Raw genomic sequence first — 16852 nt, 5'->3', positions numbered from 1 at the left:
GCTGTATTAAATTTTTGTAAAGATAATAAAGAAGTTATATTTCGAAGGGCAGAATTTAATTTTTTGTGGATAAATCTTTTGCGGAATCTCGAAAATCTAATATCTAATTTCTTATTTTTGTGACATGCAGGATTCGTTTGTACACAAGGGAAAAAGAAAGATTTTGATTGATTATCTTCGGAATAGGATGGGAATTTCGGATGAAAATGTACTTTCGGCAATGAATGAAGTTCCGAGACACCTTTTTATTGAAAGCATTTTTGAAGACTTCGCTTATGAAGATCGTGCTTTCCCTATTTTGGCCCATCAGACGATTTCACATCCGTCTACTGTAGCGGAACAATCTGAACTTTTACAAGTAAAGCCGGGCGAAAAAGTCCTGGAAATAGGAACTGGCTGTGGTTATCAGACGGCTGTTTTACTGGCGATGAAAGCTCACGTATATACGGTGGAAAGACAAAAAGATCTCTTCGATTTTTCAAAGAAAAAACTTCGCGAAATGCATCTATTTCCAAAGTTTCAAAGTTTTGGAGATGGTTTTGCCGGACTTCCTACTTTTGCACCTTTTGATAAGATTATTGTAACCTGTGGCGCATCAATCTTACCCACAGAGTTACTGAAACAGCTGAAAGTGGGCGGAAAAATGGTCATCCCACTAGGACCAACCGACGAACAGGTTTTATTCAGATTCACAAAAGTATCGCCTACCGAATTTGAAAAAGAAGAATTCGGAGCGTATAAATTTGTACCGATGTTGGGAAGCACCAATCAGTAATTTTCGCGGTAAACATAACTACTTTTTAAACATTCTCTGTCATTCTGAATGAAACAAAGTGGAATGAAGAATCTTTTAATATTATAGATTCTTCCTACGTCAGAATGACAAAAAAGAATTTTTGAGTTACCGGTCTAAAATATCAGTTCTGTAAAGGAATTTATTATTGATGTAATTGTTTAATTTTATGAGATCATTAATAAATAAAAATATGAATTCTGATATTCAACAATACATTGAATCACAAACAGAATCTGACCAAAAGATATGTTTAAAACTCTCCGAGATCATTAATGAAAATCTAATAGAAGCCGAATCAAAAATATGGCATGCACATCCTGTCTGGTTTTTAGATGGAAATCCGATTGTAGGTTATAGCAAGCAAAAGAAAGGAGTCCGGCTAATGTTTTGGAGCGGAAAATCTTTTAATGAAGAACTCTTAAACGTTTATGGAGGAAAATTTCAGGATGCTTCTGTCTTTTATAATGACGTTTCTGAAATCAATGTAGAAGATCTAAAAAGATATCTCGAAAAATCTGAGAAAATTCAGTGGGATTATAAAAATATAGTGAAAAGAAAAGGGCAATTAATTCAAATAAAAAAATAATTTTTGATAGGTTCGGAATGATAATTGGATTCAAAACAGAACTAATCTTTTAAATCTTATTATCATGGACACAAACAGATTTAAAGCATCACACGACTTCAGCAATATCCAGAAAAATCTTTCTCATAACAGAAGATATCAAGCGACAAGTCATTCTCAGCAAGCCGATATGAAAAACCAAAATCAGGAATCATCAAAAAATGGTTTCGTGACTCATGCTCCAAAAACAGTGAAAGAAGTTTGGGCAGAAATTCAGGAAATGAATTCCAGATCTGGGAATAAACATAAATGATGATAAAAATAATTTTTAATATTAAAGTTAGAAAAACCTTGCTTTTAACAGGAGTAAGGTTTTTTATTTGAAAGACAACCGAAATTAATTACAAAATAGAATGAAGGTATTCGTAAACAAGAGGATTCCGGAAATCGGAATTCACATGCTGAAAGATGCAGGATGGGAGGTTTTTATCCCTGAACATGAAAATTTATCTCACGATGAATGGCTAAGTTATTGTAAAAGCCACGATGCTATTTTAAGTGTTGGAGCTGAATTTAAATATGATAAAGATTTCTTTACAGAATGTCCGAATATAAAGGCAATTGCATTATACTCTGTCGGTTTTGATCATGTGGATATTCAGGAAGCAAACCATAGAAATATTCCGGTCGGAAACACGCCGGATGTTTTAAGTAAAGCGACCTCAGATGTGGCATTTTTATTAATGCAATCGGTTGCAAGGAGAGCAAGCTACAATTTCGAAAAAGTAAAATCCGGAAATTGGGGAGATTTTGACCCTTTACACGCTCTGGGACAGGAGTTATATGGTAAAACATTAGGAATTTTTGGCTTAGGAAGAATCGGTTTTGAAATGGCAAAAAAGTCAAGGAAAGCTTTTGACATGAATATTATTTATCATAATCGGAATAAAAACGAAGAGGCCGAAAATGAATTGGGTGCAACTTATGTTTCCTTCGAAGAATTGATTGCACAGTCTGATGTTTTAAGCGTTCACGCTAATTTCAGACCTGAGCAAAAGGAACTTTTCAACACTTCAGTATTTGAAAAAATGAAAGAAAACGCGATCTTCATTAATACAGCCAGAGGAGGTTTTCATAATCAGAAGGATCTGTATAATGCACTTGCAGAAAAGAAAATCTGGGGAGCAGGACTAGATGTTACGAATCCTGAACCGATTTTTAAAGAGGATCCTATTCTGGAGCTTTCCAATGTTTGTGTCCTTCCGCACATCGGTTCCGCAACGATAGAAGCAAGAAGCGGAATGGCCAAATTAGCTGCAGAAAACCTGATTGCTTTTTCAAAAGGAGAGAAAATGCCGGCCTGTGCAAACCCTGAAGTTTATTCTCAGAATTCTTAGCAACTTGGAATTATTTTTGTTTACCTTTATACAACCACTAAATACAAGAATTATGATACCTGAAAATAGCGAACAAGAACAAGAAAGAAGATTAGAACAGCGGGAATACAAGTCAAATGAAGACATTTTTAACCGTGAAAGACATATTCCGCTCGATGGAGATGGAAAACCCATAGAAGAAGATGAATTCTATGACAGTTTAGACAGAGGGCTGGATATTCCGGGAGTAGATGACGATGATGAAATGGAGGAGATCGGAAGTGAAGACGAAGAAAATAACTATTGGAGCCTAAGTGATAATGAAGATGACCACGAAGAGGAAAACGATGATGTTTTGACTTAAATAATTTACTGATTATAAAAACAAGCTTTACTTAATAAGTAAGGCTTTTTTTGTTATTATTCAAAATACAAATGATTATGTAATAATTATATAGATTTTTTGCATGGTATTTAATATAAATAAATGTTTATTATTGAATATTCTATAAATAAAAGTGGTAAATTTATCATATGTTAGTGATTAATTATTTTAGCTTATGATGAATATTTTACGAATTTTATTCTTATTCATTAGTGCTTTAAGCTTCTCTCAGGCTCCGGTAAATGTGAAAGTGAAAGATGCAGCAGGAAATGAAAGCTTCAATGTTACCTGTACTAATGATCTCGATGCAAACGGCTGCATAGCACTTCATGTGGAATATCCTATGCTCAAGCAGACTACAAGTTATGAAGCTACTCAGGAGACCTACAATCCTCCGATTCCGATGAATCAGGGAACGTCACTAAATGCCAATTATGATGATCTTTTCGCTGCAAAACTGGATTTACCTTTCAAATTTTGTTTTTATAATCAATATTTCGAAGCGCTTATTGTAGGTTCAAACGGAATGGTAACTTTCGATTTGAACCAGTTGGGAAATATCAATTATCCGAATGTTCAGTGGCAGAATCCAAGTACGAGCCTTCCGAAAAATTCGATTTTCGGGGTATATCATGACATGGTTTTTTCATCAGGTGATACTTCGGAAATTTATTATTCAACAATTGGAACGGCGCCTTTCAGAAAGTTTGTCATCAACTTTTTTGATGGGAGAGTTTCGGGCTGTACAGACCGGTCTTCATCACAAATCGTTTTGCATGAAACGACTAATGTAATTGAAGTCTTTGTTGAAAAAAAGCTGCTCCCTTGTCCGACGAGGAAGTTTGAAAATGCACTCATTGGAATAAGTAATAATGACGGAACTCAAGGAGTTTCTCCGGCGGGCAGAAATACAGGAGTTTGGCAGGCTATGCAGGAAGGATGGAAATTTAATCCGCTTGGAAATGTAATTCAGCCCAACATTACCTGGACAAATTCTGCGGGACAGACGGTAGGAACAGGAATTCAGACTACGGTTTGCCCGACTGAGAATGATGTTTATACAGCGAATGTTAAGTTTAATATTTGTGGAAACAGTGATCTGACAATAACCGATGATTTTCCGTTAACTTTTGATCCGACCTATCCGGCTGCGAAAAACTATACCCAAAATTTCTGTGGAAATACGTCCGTTAATCTTACTTTAAATAGTTTCAATGCTAATGTAACTTCACAAAATCCGGCGAATTTTACCTTTAGTTATCACTCGAGTTTGCAGGATGCGCAAAATAATGTCGGTGCTTTGCCAAACAATTTTACATTAGCAAATAACACCATTTTATATGTAAGAATTCAAAATCCAACAATGCCAACCTGTTATCGTGTAGCAGTTTTAACTTTAAATTTATTAAGTAAAAGCTTAATTAAAGATACTGTAGAACTGTGCGACACCAACAATGACGGAGTAGAGCAGAACTATAATTTAAGCCTGTTAAATCCTGAACTTTTCGTTGCCGGAACAACGGGAATTACTTATTTCAATACTCAATCTGATGCTCAGAATAATATAAATGCGATCACTACAGCAAATATTACAATAAGCACGAATCTTTGGGTAAGGCTTCAGGAAGGAGCTTGTACTTATATTTTAGGGCCAGTTCATTTTCAGTTTAAACCAGGTGTAAATCTGAATTCTCCTATCAATTTTCCATATACGATTTGTGATATTAATGCAGATAATCAGGAACCTTTTGATTTTACATTAAATATCGGCCCGTTAATTTCAATACAAACCGGAGCCGTTTTTACAGTTTACAATACCTATGATGAAGCTTATAACGGAAACGGAAGTGTTGTAAATACTATAAAAGAAGGAATTTATATACTCTATATAAGAGTTCAGGTTCCGAATGGTTGCTTTGCAGTTGCAACAGTGAATATGAATGTTACTTTCACAAAAATTCTTGCTAATGAAAAGAATGAATATATCTGTTTTAATGGAACAGATGATATCAGCATTAATTTAAATACACTTTCAAACGGAATGCTGATTTCTCCTGCAACTGTTCCTGTGACTGAATTTTACAACAGTTCTGCTGCTGCCAATTTGGGAACAGGATCAATCAGTCCGAACCAAACCATTACGACAGACGGAAATTTTGTGACACAGACCTATTTTGTCCGGTTTGAAATTTCAGATCAGTGTTTTACAGTAAGACCAATTACGGTGAATTTGGTTCATCCGGTAATTGTTCAGTCCAGTTTTGCAATCTGTGATTTTAATAATGATAATTCGGAAAATGTACAATTATCTCAATATTCATCAGCAATTGTCGGAAACCAGAATGCATCGGCAATTTTTTATCCTACTTTGGCAGATGCAACCAATGGAACAAACCCGATTACCAATCTTACGGTTACAGGAACACAGCAGATTTTCGTTAAAATTAATTCGTATAACTGTCAGCAGATTTATCCGGTGAATCTAAGCTTAACATCTACTCCAATTGTGAATTCTCCTGTGAATATTACTTTAAATAATATTTGTGACAATAATAATGACGGAAGTGAAATTTACGATTTAACGCAGGCTCAGCCCCAGATTACTTCTGCTGCAAATGTAAGTTTTACGTATTATGTAAATTATGATCCGGCAACCCATACTTTTTCTAATGAAATCACAAATCCGACACAATTTGTAGTTACAGCAGGAAATGCAACGGTTTTTGTGAAGGTTAAATTAAATAATGGCGAATGTTTTTCAGTTGCCCAGATCAACATTCACATGACGTTTTTACCACCAGTAGTTTTAAACAGTGCGAATTTAAATACATGCGATGAAGATTTTAATTTAAGCGAAATCTTTCAGCTGAATGATGCGATCCCGCAATTGTTTATTCCGTCACAAAATACACAGCCGTTGTCTGATATGACGATTTCATATTATAATACACAAGCTGATGCCAATGCCGGAAATCCGGCAAATCAGATCGGGACTTCAATTACGACGAGTATTTCTTCAATTCAGGTTTGGGCAAGATTCCAGTCACAGACGACAGGTTGCTATTCGGTTGCGCCCATTCAGCTGAATACTTATTTTCCTCCAAAAGCCATCAATTCTACCATTACGGTTTGTGATGAAAATTTAGATGGAAGCTATGAAGTGAATTTATTGAATTTTACAAATTTAATGGTTGATATTCCGAATCCTGCGAATTCATTTACCTTCTATCTGACTCAACAAAATGCACAAAACGGAACAAATCCGATTGCAAATCCGTCTAATTATTCTGCAAATCCTTTCCCTGCACAAATTTGGGTGAAAGTTCAGAATATTCCGGGTTGTGATGATATTGCGACGATTAGTTTTGTTTTTGGAAATAAAGTGACTTTACAAAATAACGGGCCTTTTCAGTTAGAAACCTGTGATACAGGAAATGATGGAATCGAGATTGTTAATTTAACGCAATTTCAGTCACAAATTTATACAGGAACGAACGTTACGTTCACTTATTATCCGACTTTAGCTGATCTTAATGCTGGAACAAATGCAATCTCAACGCCTGGAAATTTTAGTTATAATCAAGCTTCAGGCTCAAATATTGTTTATGTAAAAGTGAGTGTTCCCGGTTTTTGCCCAAGTATTGTAGAAATTCACTTAACTTTAAAGAAAACTCCGGTTTTTGATATCCCGACACAATATTTCTGTCCGGAAGGCTCCTTGGATTATACGGTTCATATTGAAGGGTATACCATTGTAAGTTATGTTTGGACAAACCCTTCAGGCCAAGTAATTTCCACTACGGATACCATTACAGGAATTACAACAGTTGGAACTTACACCCTTACTGTAACGGCAAGCAACGGCTGTTCTTACACCGAAACTTTTGAAATAAAATATTTTGAAGTTCCTGTAATCGGACAAATTGAAATTAAAGGAACGACCGCAACAGTTCATGCAACAGGCTCGAAACCAATCTTATATTCTATTGATGGAATGACGTGGCAGGCAAGTAATATTTTCTATAATCTGCAGACCGGAATCATTACTTTCTATATAAAATATGCAGGCAGCGACTGTATTGTGAAACAGCAAAGTGTAATTTTAGATATTAAAAATGCCATCACACCAAACGGAGATGGATTAAATGATCACTGGATTGTTAAAAATCTTCAGGTTTTCGGAGATAAAATGTCGACCGTAAAAATCTTTGATCGTTATCAGGTATTGGTTTTCGAACAGAGTTCAAACAAACAATTCTTCTGGGACGGAACAATTAAAGGCAGACCTGTTCCGACATCAAGTTATTGGTATGTGATTACCCTTCCGGATGGTAGAACCTTTACAGGATGGATCTTAGTGAAAAATAATAATTAATTGTAAAGATATTTACAAACAAAAGCCTCATCGAATTTTCGATGAGGCTTTTTATTAACCACCCCGTCAAAAATTCTCACGAATTTTCGCCACCAGAGGAGGGGGAACTTTGAGTACGAAAACAGTTTCGTCAGAGTGTTTTTCGAAGTGAAATGGAGAAAAATGTATCGAGAACTTTTTAGAAAATAACTACATTTATATTTTTATCATTTTATGAAAGTACTTTTTACAAAATATGTATTCGTTTTATTTCTATTACCGGTTGTTGTAATTTTCTTAGCAATAGTATTATTTTTTGAATCAGGTGAGAGTTATGGGATTAACAGAACTATAAGTTTTTCCGGAATAGGAAGTGTTTTGTTTAACCCAATATATAACTCGACTGCATTTTTTATAACATATTTCTTATCATTTTTCACCTATTTAGTGATATTCATTATTCGAAGACGGACTCATTATCAGTGGTCTTTACTTCATTTTTTATTTTTTACGATTAATTTTACTGTACTCTGCCTCAATGCGGAAAACGGTTTTTTAATTCCTTTGTCAGTAATTTGTTTCATATTTTTTATTTTGAATATCTTTAAAACCACAAAAAATCTATCAACTATAAATATAATCGACAATAAATGACTTTCCAGGAACAGATACAACAAGGCATTCCAAGCCAGTTACCACCATCCAGACCTTACGAAACCAATATCAATCATGCTCCGAAGCGTAAAGAAATTTTAGGGGATGAAGAGAAAAAATTAGCCCTGAAGAACGCTTTACGTTATTTCGAACCTCAGTTTCATGCAGAATTGCTGCCTGAATTTAAAGAGGAATTAGAGAAATACGGAAGAATTTATATGTATCGTTTTCGCCCGGAATATGAAATGAAGGCGAGACCGATTTCTGAATATCCGGGGAAATCTGAACAGGCAAAAGCGATTATGCTGATGATTCAGAACAATCTGGATTATGCAGTAGCGCAGCACCCTCATGAGCTGATTACCTATGGAGGGAATGGTGCGGTGTTCTCTAACTGGGCACAGTATCTTTTGACCATGAAATATCTGTCTGAAATGACAGACGAACAAACGTTGGTCATGTATTCAGGGCATCCGATGGGATTGTTCCCCTCTCACAAAGATGCGCCGAGAGTGGTCGTAACCAACGGAATGATGATCCCGAACTATTCCAAACCGGATGACTGGGAGAAATTCAATGCTCTTGGTGTGACACAATACGGGCAAATGACAGCAGGAAGTTATATGTACATCGGTCCGCAGGGAATTGTTCACGGGACTACGATTACCGTTTTAAATGCTTTCAGAAAAATCAATAAAGAGCCTAAAGGCGGACTTTTCGTAACTTCAGGATTGGGAGGAATGAGCGGAGCTCAACCGAAAGCAGGAAATATTGCAGGCTGTGTTACGGTTTGCGCTGAGGTGAATCCAAAAATTACCAAAATCCGTCACGATCAGAAATGGGTGAATGAAATCCATGAAAACCTTGATGAGCTGGTAGCAAGAGTAAGAACAGCCCAGGAAAACAAAGAAACCGTTTCTCTGGCGTACCTTGGAAATGTGGTTGAGGTTTGGGAAAAATTCGATCAGGAAAATTTAAGAATCGATATCGGTTCAGATCAGACTTCGCTTCACAATCCGTGGGCAGGAGGATATTATCCTGTCGGGCAAAGTTTTGAGGAGTCCAATATAATGATGGCGGAGAATCCTGAATTATTCAGGGAAAAAGTTCAGGAGACATTGAGAAGACACGCTGCAGCGATTAATAAACATACGGAAAAAGGAACTTATTTCTTCGATTACGGAAATGCTTTCCTGTTGGAAGCTTCTAGAGCCGGGGCCGATGTAATGGCAGAAAACCCTACGTTGGGAAGAGAATTTAAATTCCCGTCCTATGTTCAGGATATTATGGGACCTATGTGTTTCGATTACGGTTTCGGGCCGTTCCGTTGGGTGTGTACGAGCGGAAAGCCGGAAGATTTACAGAAAACTGATGATATTGCCTGTGCCGTGTTGGAAGAAATTCAGCAGAACTCTCCGGAAGAGATCCAACAGCAGATGAAAGACAATATCCAGTGGATCAAAGGAGCGCAGGAAAACAAGCTTGTGGTAGGTTCACAGGCGAGAATTTTATACGCGGATGCGGAAGGAAGAATGAAGATTGCAGAAGCTTTCAATAAAGCGATTAAAAACGGGGAGATCGGACCGGTAGTATTGGGTAGAGACCATCACGATGTTTCGGGAACGGATTCTCCGTACAGAGAGACTTCCAACATCTATGACGGATCAAGATTTACGGCAGACATGGCCATCCATAACGTAATTGGTGACAGTTTCCGTGGGGCAACCTGGGTTTCTATTCACAATGGAGGCGGTGTCGGTTGGGGAGAAGTGATCAACGGTGGTTTTGGAATGTTGCTGGATGGAAGCGATGATGCCGACAGAAGATTAAAATCGATGCTGTTCTGGGATGTCAACAACGGAATCTCAAGACGAAGCTGGGCTAGAAATGAAGGCGCTATTTTCGCGATTAAAAGAGCCATGGAAGCAGAACCGAACTTGAAAGTAACGCTTCCGAATTTTGTGGATGAAAATCTTTTTTAATTTGATAATTTAAATAAATCAGCTTATAATGAACTTTCACAATCAGTTTACAACAGCATACTTTTTAATTGTACTTTGTGTTTTAACGATTGCTAATTTTGTAGTGATAAGACAAAGAAAACTGAGCTGGAAGTTGCTGTTGGATTGGAAAATCATTTTATTCACGCTGATCATTACATTTTTAGGGTTATTATATACAGAAATTTCTGTATCGAAAGATTGGAAAATTGAGACATACGGATTTCCTAAGTATTTTTATTTGAAAAAATCATCAATTGGAAAAGATAATTTTTTAAGCTTTGGGATTGTAAGATTTCATTTTATCAATTTTGTCCAAAACTTTATTTTATTTTATCTCTTAGTAAATTTGATTTGGATAATAAAAACAAAAAAAAGGAATAAAATTTATTAAATCAATAAATCATTTGTTACTTTAAATAGCTTTTTGAGGAAAGTGAATTAGAAGTTAATCATTTTAAAATAATAAAACCTGCTGTGAGGCAGGTTTCATCTTTTATGACAATGTGGATCGTAATCTGTGCTTTATTTTTGTTTTCTTAAATATTCAACTCCGCAATATATTTTTTTTGTCATAATTTTTCTAAGATTCTTGTTGTCAATTCTTTGGCATCTTGAAATTCATGTATCAAAAAGCTCAAAACTTCAACAAGTTGATTTTTAGCTTCTTTAAAAAAAGAAAAGTTATGTGTGGGTGTGTTTTTGAGAGTTTTTCTCAAGTTTATATATTCCGACACTGCAGAATCAATTTGATTTGGGAGTTGCTTAAAATTTACTTTGAGAGTTTCCTTCGAGGCGACATATTCAGATAATATGGAATTAATTTGGATAGGGAGTTGTGTCATATTACCGTCAGCAAATTCTTCTAATTTTAAGATAAAAGTATATTGAGTAATTAGAAATTTTTCAAAAGAAGTAATTCCTACTGAATATAATTGTGAAAATAATTCAACTTCAGTTTCGATTCTTTTTGTAGTTATATTCATTGTTCTTGATATGCCTTTGTATAAAATTGAAAATTCAGTTATAGCGTTTGGTGTATTTTTCAAGCTGAGTTCTTTTAATTTATCACCCATATTAATTGTTTCTTTGGTTTGCTTTTCAATTATTGCTGCTATATTAAATAGGCAATCTGTTGCATTATTAAGTGATCTTAAATCTTCAATTATGTCTTTTATATCATTAGAATCTACTCTACCACGATATATATCAAATCTTTTATCATTTTTTACAGATGCAATTTTAGCAAGTCTCTTTTCTGATTTTTCGTTAAACTCTTGTTTAAAAGGAATTTCAATTTTCCAACTTTTTTTATTTCTTTTTAGATTAGTCTCTGTTATTTCTTGCCAATATGTTTTTCATTCTTCTGGAATATGTGCTATAAGAATGATTGGTATACTAAGATTTAACCAATAATTATAATGTATACTAGTAACATAATGAGATAATCCTTTTTGAGTTTTATAGAAATTTCCTGAACCACTTTTAATTTGAACGGCTATAAACTTCCCGGTTGGTTCATCATTTTCAACTTGTTCAATTATAGCATCTAGCCCTACATCAACAATTGGTTGTTCACGGAATATCCATCCAAGATTTTGAATTACAATTTTTTCAGTTTCATTAACTCCTAGTCTTTCAGTTGGATTATATCTATTCATAACTTTATTTACTACCATTTGTATAAGGTATTAATACCTATTAAGATTTTCAAATATAATAATCTGTAACAAATTCTATATTAAATAAAAATAATTTCAGTCAAGCAAGTATGTCTGAAATTAAAATTTCTTATAAACAAACTTAATTTAAACCAAATACACATTATATTTACCATTAACAGCCTAATTTATAAAAAATACACTTTACATTTCTTTAAAACAGTATTGTTTGCGATCAAATACAATTATATTTTATTTCCAATAATATTATTTATGAATAAATACTAATTTTTTATATTTGTTTTAAGGAAATAGTTCCTTATTTAATAATAAAAACATAAATTACGTATGAAAATTACATTAGCAAGGCTAGGTACCAGAGACCTTGCCACCTTAGCCCAAAGAATTATTTCAAACATTCAGTCAGGGAAATATCCTGTGATTACCAATCATCCTCTTACTGCAACTTTGGCGGCTTCATTTACGGAGTATGATAAAGTGTACGCAAAACAGGTCTATAGCGGGAAAGGGAAAGATGTTGCTACGGCAGATCAGGAAAGGGATCTTGCCTATACCAATCTCAAGGCTTTCCTGAATGGGTATAGAAAACTTTCTACGGCGGCTCATTATCAGTCTGCTGAAGATCTGTACGGGATCTTTAAAAAATTCGGACTGGATCTGGATCGGCTAAGTTATTCCTCACAGACGGCTCAGATGAAAAAGCTGATCGAAGAACTGGAAACTTCCGAAAATCTTCAGAAAATTTCCCTTCTTTCTCTGGATGTAGCTTTTGCAGACATGAAAGCCAGGCATGAAGCTTTTGAAATCATTTTTGCAGATCAGGCAGAAGCCAATGCAGATCTTCGCCAGTTAACGAGTGCAACGGCTATTCGAAAAGTACTGGAGAAAAACCTGAAATCCTACCTTAATTTATTAACCGCAATGAAAGACGTCCCGGGATGGGAGCTTCTTTACAGCGATACGAACGAGCTGGTAAAGGCGGCAAAAAACTCGGAAACTAAAAGAAAAGATGAAAATCCATCTTAGATGATAAAAGACAATGCAGCATTGTGCTGAGTGTTTTATTTCCGTCAGCTCGAGTGTTTTTCCGAAGGAAAAATGTATCGAGAATTTTTATGTATATCATACCCAGGTTCCGATACAAAATTCTTTCAGAATTCCACCGAACTGACGGATTGTTTTTGAAATCATATAACTAAAAATGATATTTTTGGGAGATGAACTAATTAAGTTCAATCCAAATTGTCGCTTTGAGTAAGGAGTGAAAATGAATCCTATTGAGAAATTTTCCTCGAAAATTGCCTGAACTGACGATTAAAAACTAACCATAAAAATGAAAATCTTAAAGTTTATCCTTTTACTGTTTCCGATTTTAATTTTTACGCAAAACAGCCTTCCTGATTTGCGTTTAAATGATAATACCGATGTGAGTAATGATGTTCAAAAGCTATTGAAGCTTAAAGGGAATGAAATTGCGGTTTCTTTTTATACCAATGGCGGATTGGGGTATCAGTTTACTATCGATAATTTTATCTATAAGGAAAATGGCGATATTTTGCATTACAAGGACAAGATATATTTTAAAAGGGGTAAAAAGCATGAACGAAATAAGATCAAGATGAGTGAATCAGAAAAAACTGATTTAAAGAGCATTGTTCAGTCAGAATTTTTCAGAGATTTCACAAAATATACTCAGGCAGATTTCCGGTATTCGGAAAAAAATCATCAGATTTGCGCTACAGACAGTATTGACGATGCACCGGAAAATTTTGTCATGATCACCCAAAACGGAAAGCAAAATACGACCATGGTTTATTTGCCGAAAAATAATGCAAAATGCAGTGCTGAAGGCTCTCCTTTGATGAAATTTATTCAGTTGCATCAATTATTTGGGATTGAACTCGAGAGATAACTATAAAATTGGTATGAAAAAAATAGGAATTATTGGTTGTGGATGGCTAGGGAATCATATTGCGGAACATTTATCAGACCAATATGAAATCTTCCCAACTACCACTTCAGTATCCAAAATACAAGAATTTAAATCTAAAGGATATTTCCCGACCTTAGTCAGTTTTCCTGATGAAGCGGATGCTGAAATGAAACAATGGAGTGTTGTATCAATACTGGATGCGGTGATTATTGCTGTTCCCTTTTCAGGACTCAGGGGTTCACAAATTCCTATGACCGGAAAACGGGAGAACCTGATCCGTTTTCTTGGAGATTTTCAGGGGCAGATTTTTTATACCAGTTCAACGGGGGTATATCCGGATATTGAAAAGGAATTTACGGAGGACGATAAACCTGCATCTGAAGTGGAAAGTGAAAGCTTTATTCTGGAGAAATTTCCCCAGACCAATATTCTGAGACTGGGAGGTTTGATGGGAGGTGAAAGACTGTTGAAGAACTATACTATTTCCCATCTGGACCAGTTGGTGAATCATATTCATTATGCAGATATCTGTTTGGTTATTGAAAAAATGCTGAATAATCATTCGCAATCTAAAGTCTATAATATTGTAGCTCCGGTCCATCCGAATAAAGAAGAAATCATTAATGCACAGAAAAGCCTACCATACTCGGGAGAACGTACGGAAAAAGGAAGGCTTATTTCGTCTGAAAAACTCATCTCAGAGCTGGATTTTGAATTTCGGTATCCTGATCCGAGGTATTTTCATCTTTAAATAGCCCGTCATTCTTAATAAAAACGAGTATAGTATGTCATTCTGAACGGCACGAAGTGGAGTGAAGAATCTGTTGAATGGCAGAGATTCTTTGAACAACGTTCGCATTCCTGTAGGCTGTGTCAAATGTTTCCGAATAAATTCCTAATATAATCAACATATTTCATATCTTTCTATTAGAAAAACGAATAACCATAAGAAAGATACATTATGAAATTAACGATTCCAAAACCTTGTCACGAAAACTGGGACTCTATGACTTCCAACGAAAAAGGAAGATTTTGTGAAGTATGTACTAAAACTGTAAAAGACTTTAGTCTTAGTTCTGATGAGGAGCTTTATCAAGAAATGAGATTAGGTTCTGATATTTGTGGGAACTTTAGAGAAAATCAGCTTGAGAGAAATATAGCTTTATCTGTTTTGGGAAAAATGGCTTTAGGACTAATAGTGAGTGTAGGAGCATCAGTTACAGTGAACGGTCAAAAATTAAAGACAGAAGAACAAATCAACAAAATAGATTTAAAAAATGGATTTGATGGCTTTCGTAAAGTCAATGATACAATTGGTCGTTCTTATTGGCTGGGAACACCTTCGAAAGAAGATATAGAGTCTACTCAGCCAAAGATTTTTTTAGATGGGTTCAGAATTTCAGAAGATAAAATGAAGAAGCTTAATCGGGAAAATATAGAATCAATAGATATACTTGACGAAAAAGCGGCAACAGCAATCTATGGTAAAAAAGCTGAATATGGAGCAATTATCATTACTTCAAAGAAGAAACCTAAAAATAAATAAACCTTATTTCCAACCTTCTTTTGCAATAAAGCATCTTTATATGTAAAGAAGCTATTATGAAAATTACAATACCAACACCATGTCATGAAAACTGGAAAACCATGACCCGCGAAGAAAAAGGAAGATTTTGCTCTGTCTGTTCAAAAACGGTAAGAGATTTTACTGTTGCATCGGATGAGGAGATTATAGATGTATTCTCTAGCTCTACAGAGGAAATCTGTGGTAATTTCTACGAATCTCAGCTGAACAGAAATCTGCAGTATTCCTACATCAATTCTGTTTTACTAAAGTTTGCCGTAGGATTTATTCTTACAACAGGAGGTCTGGTTTCTTTACAGGCACAACAAAATGCGGCAGAAGATACCTTAAAGGTAAAAGAATTAGGTGGGATTGTACTCATTCCTAGTAGACATCATGCCTCAAACATGCTTACTGGAACCACGACTGTTGTATCGAAAGCTGATTTGATGGTTCATTCAAATAATTCCAGGACAGATGCTTCAAAATCAACCGGATTGCAGATGAATCAGATACCTCAAAGAAAAACAATTGATGCGATAAGGATTGGAGGAGCCAAGTCAAGTCTGAGGCAAGATCATCAACCTCTGGTTGTACTGAATGGAAAAGTGAGCGATTTAAAAAGTTTACAACAAATAGATACGGAGCTGATAGAAACTGTAAATACTTTGGACGGCGCTTCTGCGACCGCATTATATGGTTCAAAAGCCCTAAATGGTGTCATCGTCGTGACGACGAAAAAGAAATGGAAGGCTAAAAAGTAATTGAATGGTTTTCAAAGCAACACGAGATAACCAAATTAAGATGCTTCGGCTTTGCTCAGCATGATATCTTTACATAAAAAACTCCGGCAAAAGCCGGAGTTTTTCACTTATTTTAAAAGAAAAAGTTTAGTTTTTCACAGCTTTAATAGCTGCTTCATAATTCGGTTCGTGGGAAATATCGGCAACCTGTTCTTCATACACAATCTTTCCGGAAGGATCGATCACGACAACGGCTCTGCTCAATAATCCTTTCATTGCAGAATCTGTAATTTCTACGCCATATGTTTTTCCGAAATCTGAACGGAAATCAGAAAGCATGACCACGTTTTTAATTCCTTCTGCTCCACAAAATCTTTTCTGGGCAAATGGCAGATCTTTAGAAATACAAAGAACCACCGTATTCGGAATACTGGCAGCATCTTCATTGAAATGATGGACAGAAGCGGAACAAACACCCGTATCTACACTCGGAAAGATATTAAGAATAAGATATTTCCCTTTATAAGATTCCAGCGTCTGGTCTTTCATCGTGACATCTGTAAGGGTGAATTTGGGTGCAGGTTTATTGACAGCCGGTAATTTGGCGTAAGTATGAACGGGCTTTCCTCCGGCTAAAACCGTATTGGGAGTTTTAGAGTTTTGTGCCAAAGCAAACGATGAGAAAAATAGCAACGCACCGAAAACGAATTTTGAATACATGAATTTTATTTTTAAACAAAATTATTCTTTTTTCAATGTTCCAATATTAATTTTCTTTCAAATAGAGTAAATCTATTAAA

General features: G+C 35.3%; 14 protein-coding genes and 1 pseudogene. 12 read left to right on the top strand and 3 right to left on the bottom strand.

What is annotated here, in order from left to right:
- Positions 1-124 precede the first annotated feature (124 nt).
- The 7 genes from CLV73_RS06115 to CLV73_RS06085 all read left to right on the top strand — a co-directional run bounded on the left by CLV73_RS06115 (position 125) and on the right by CLV73_RS06085 (position 10112).
- Positions 125-775 (top strand): protein-L-isoaspartate(D-aspartate) O-methyltransferase, encoded by a 651-nt coding sequence (locus tag CLV73_RS06115; protein WP_100375964.1) that lies wholly within the window; start codon positions 125-127, stop codon positions 773-775.
- Positions 776-986: 211 nt separating this feature from the next.
- Entirely contained in the window at positions 987-1382 is a 396-nt protein-coding gene (locus tag CLV73_RS06110; RefSeq protein ID WP_100377003.1) for a DUF1801 domain-containing protein, read from the top strand.
- A 64-nt stretch (positions 1383-1446) separates the two neighbouring features.
- The gene (locus tag CLV73_RS06105) at positions 1447-1674 is read left to right on the top strand and encodes a prevent-host-death protein (RefSeq protein WP_100375963.1); all 228 of its coding nucleotides are present in this window, start codon (positions 1447-1449) and stop codon (positions 1672-1674) included.
- A gap of 100 nt (positions 1675-1774) precedes the next feature.
- On the top strand, positions 1775-2758 hold the full coding sequence (locus tag CLV73_RS06100; protein ID WP_100375962.1) for a 2-hydroxyacid dehydrogenase: 984 nt from the start codon (positions 1775-1777) through the stop codon (positions 2756-2758).
- Positions 2759-2810: 52 nt separating this feature from the next.
- Positions 2811-3101, top strand: a complete 291-nt coding sequence (locus CLV73_RS06095) for a hypothetical protein (protein ID WP_100375961.1) — start codon at positions 2811-2813, stop codon at positions 3099-3101.
- Positions 3102-3297: 196 nt separating this feature from the next.
- Complete coding sequence (locus tag CLV73_RS06090) at positions 3298-7497, top strand: T9SS type B sorting domain-containing protein (RefSeq protein ID WP_100375960.1); 4200 nt, start codon at positions 3298-3300, stop codon at positions 7495-7497.
- 629 nt (positions 7498-8126) lie between these two features.
- Entirely contained in the window at positions 8127-10112 is a 1986-nt protein-coding gene (locus tag CLV73_RS06085) for a urocanate hydratase (protein ID WP_100375959.1), read from the top strand.
- Positions 10113-10702: 590 nt separating this feature from the next.
- On the opposite strand, the gene CLV73_RS06075 is transcribed toward CLV73_RS06085, so the two are convergent.
- Positions 10703-11206, bottom strand: a complete 504-nt coding sequence (locus tag CLV73_RS06075) for a hypothetical protein (protein ID WP_100375957.1) — start codon at positions 11204-11206, stop codon at positions 10703-10705.
- Between the two features lie 174 nt (positions 11207-11380).
- Positions 11381-11791, bottom strand: a pseudogene (locus tag CLV73_RS06070) (DUF4365 domain-containing protein); the annotation flags it as partial.
- A gap of 348 nt (positions 11792-12139) precedes the next feature.
- Between CLV73_RS06070 and CLV73_RS06065 the strand changes: the two are divergent.
- From CLV73_RS06065 to CLV73_RS06045, 5 genes are all read left to right on the top strand, one after another.
- Entirely contained in the window at positions 12140-12838 is a 699-nt protein-coding gene (locus CLV73_RS06065; protein WP_100375955.1) for a DUF6261 family protein, read from the top strand.
- Positions 12839-13145: 307 nt separating this feature from the next.
- A complete protein-coding gene (locus CLV73_RS06060) occupies positions 13146-13724 on the top strand; it encodes a hypothetical protein (protein ID WP_100375954.1) in 579 nt (192 codons plus the stop codon).
- Positions 13725-13737: 13 nt separating this feature from the next.
- On the top strand, positions 13738-14496 hold the full coding sequence (locus CLV73_RS06055) for a Rossmann-fold NAD(P)-binding domain-containing protein (protein WP_100375953.1): 759 nt from the start codon (positions 13738-13740) through the stop codon (positions 14494-14496).
- Between the two features lie 255 nt (positions 14497-14751).
- Entirely contained in the window at positions 14752-15291 is a 540-nt protein-coding gene (locus tag CLV73_RS06050; RefSeq protein WP_169925738.1) for a TonB-dependent receptor plug domain-containing protein, read from the top strand.
- A 56-nt stretch (positions 15292-15347) separates the two neighbouring features.
- Entirely contained in the window at positions 15348-16073 is a 726-nt protein-coding gene (locus CLV73_RS06045) for a TonB-dependent receptor plug domain-containing protein (RefSeq protein WP_100375951.1), read from the top strand.
- Between the two features lie 126 nt (positions 16074-16199).
- On the opposite strand, the gene tpx is transcribed toward CLV73_RS06045, so the two are convergent.
- On the bottom strand, positions 16200-16772 hold the full coding sequence (gene tpx, locus CLV73_RS06040; protein WP_100375950.1) for a thiol peroxidase: 573 nt from the start codon (positions 16770-16772) through the stop codon (positions 16200-16202).
- Positions 16773-16852: the final 80 nt, after the last annotated feature.

Source organism: Chryseobacterium geocarposphaerae (assembly GCF_002797535.1).
Classification (GTDB): Bacteria; Bacteroidota; Bacteroidia; order Flavobacteriales; family Weeksellaceae; genus Chryseobacterium; species Chryseobacterium geocarposphaerae.
This window is presented reverse-complemented; position numbering and strand designations above follow the sequence as displayed.

Excerpts from the sequence above, each read along its gene's own strand:
- CLV73_RS06115 (WP_100375964.1), top strand. The coding sequence starts at position 125 with ATGCAGGATTCGTTTGTACACAAGGGAAAAAGAAAGATTTTGATTGAT.
- CLV73_RS06110 (WP_100377003.1), top strand. The coding sequence starts at position 987 with ATGAATTCTGATATTCAACAATACATTGAATCACAAACAGAATCTGAC.
- CLV73_RS06105 (WP_100375963.1), top strand. The coding sequence starts at position 1,447 with ATGGACACAAACAGATTTAAAGCATCACACGACTTCAGCAATATCCAG.
- CLV73_RS06100 (WP_100375962.1), top strand. The coding sequence starts at position 1,775 with ATGAAGGTATTCGTAAACAAGAGGATTCCGGAAATCGGAATTCACATG.
- CLV73_RS06095 (WP_100375961.1), top strand. The coding sequence starts at position 2,811 with ATGATACCTGAAAATAGCGAACAAGAACAAGAAAGAAGATTAGAACAG.
- CLV73_RS06090 (WP_100375960.1), top strand. The coding sequence starts at position 3,298 with ATGATGAATATTTTACGAATTTTATTCTTATTCATTAGTGCTTTAAGC.
- CLV73_RS06085 (WP_100375959.1), top strand. The coding sequence starts at position 8,127 with ATGACTTTCCAGGAACAGATACAACAAGGCATTCCAAGCCAGTTACCA.
- CLV73_RS06075 (WP_100375957.1), bottom strand. The coding sequence starts at position 11,206 with ATGGGTGATAAATTAAAAGAACTCAGCTTGAAAAATACACCAAACGCT.
- CLV73_RS06065 (WP_100375955.1), top strand. The coding sequence starts at position 12,140 with ATGAAAATTACATTAGCAAGGCTAGGTACCAGAGACCTTGCCACCTTA.
- CLV73_RS06060 (WP_100375954.1), top strand. The coding sequence starts at position 13,146 with ATGAAAATCTTAAAGTTTATCCTTTTACTGTTTCCGATTTTAATTTTT.
- CLV73_RS06055 (WP_100375953.1), top strand. The coding sequence starts at position 13,738 with ATGAAAAAAATAGGAATTATTGGTTGTGGATGGCTAGGGAATCATATT.
- CLV73_RS06050 (WP_169925738.1), top strand. The coding sequence starts at position 14,752 with ATGACTTCCAACGAAAAAGGAAGATTTTGTGAAGTATGTACTAAAACT.
- CLV73_RS06045 (WP_100375951.1), top strand. The coding sequence starts at position 15,348 with ATGAAAATTACAATACCAACACCATGTCATGAAAACTGGAAAACCATG.
- tpx (WP_100375950.1), bottom strand. The coding sequence starts at position 16,772 with ATGTATTCAAAATTCGTTTTCGGTGCGTTGCTATTTTTCTCATCGTTT.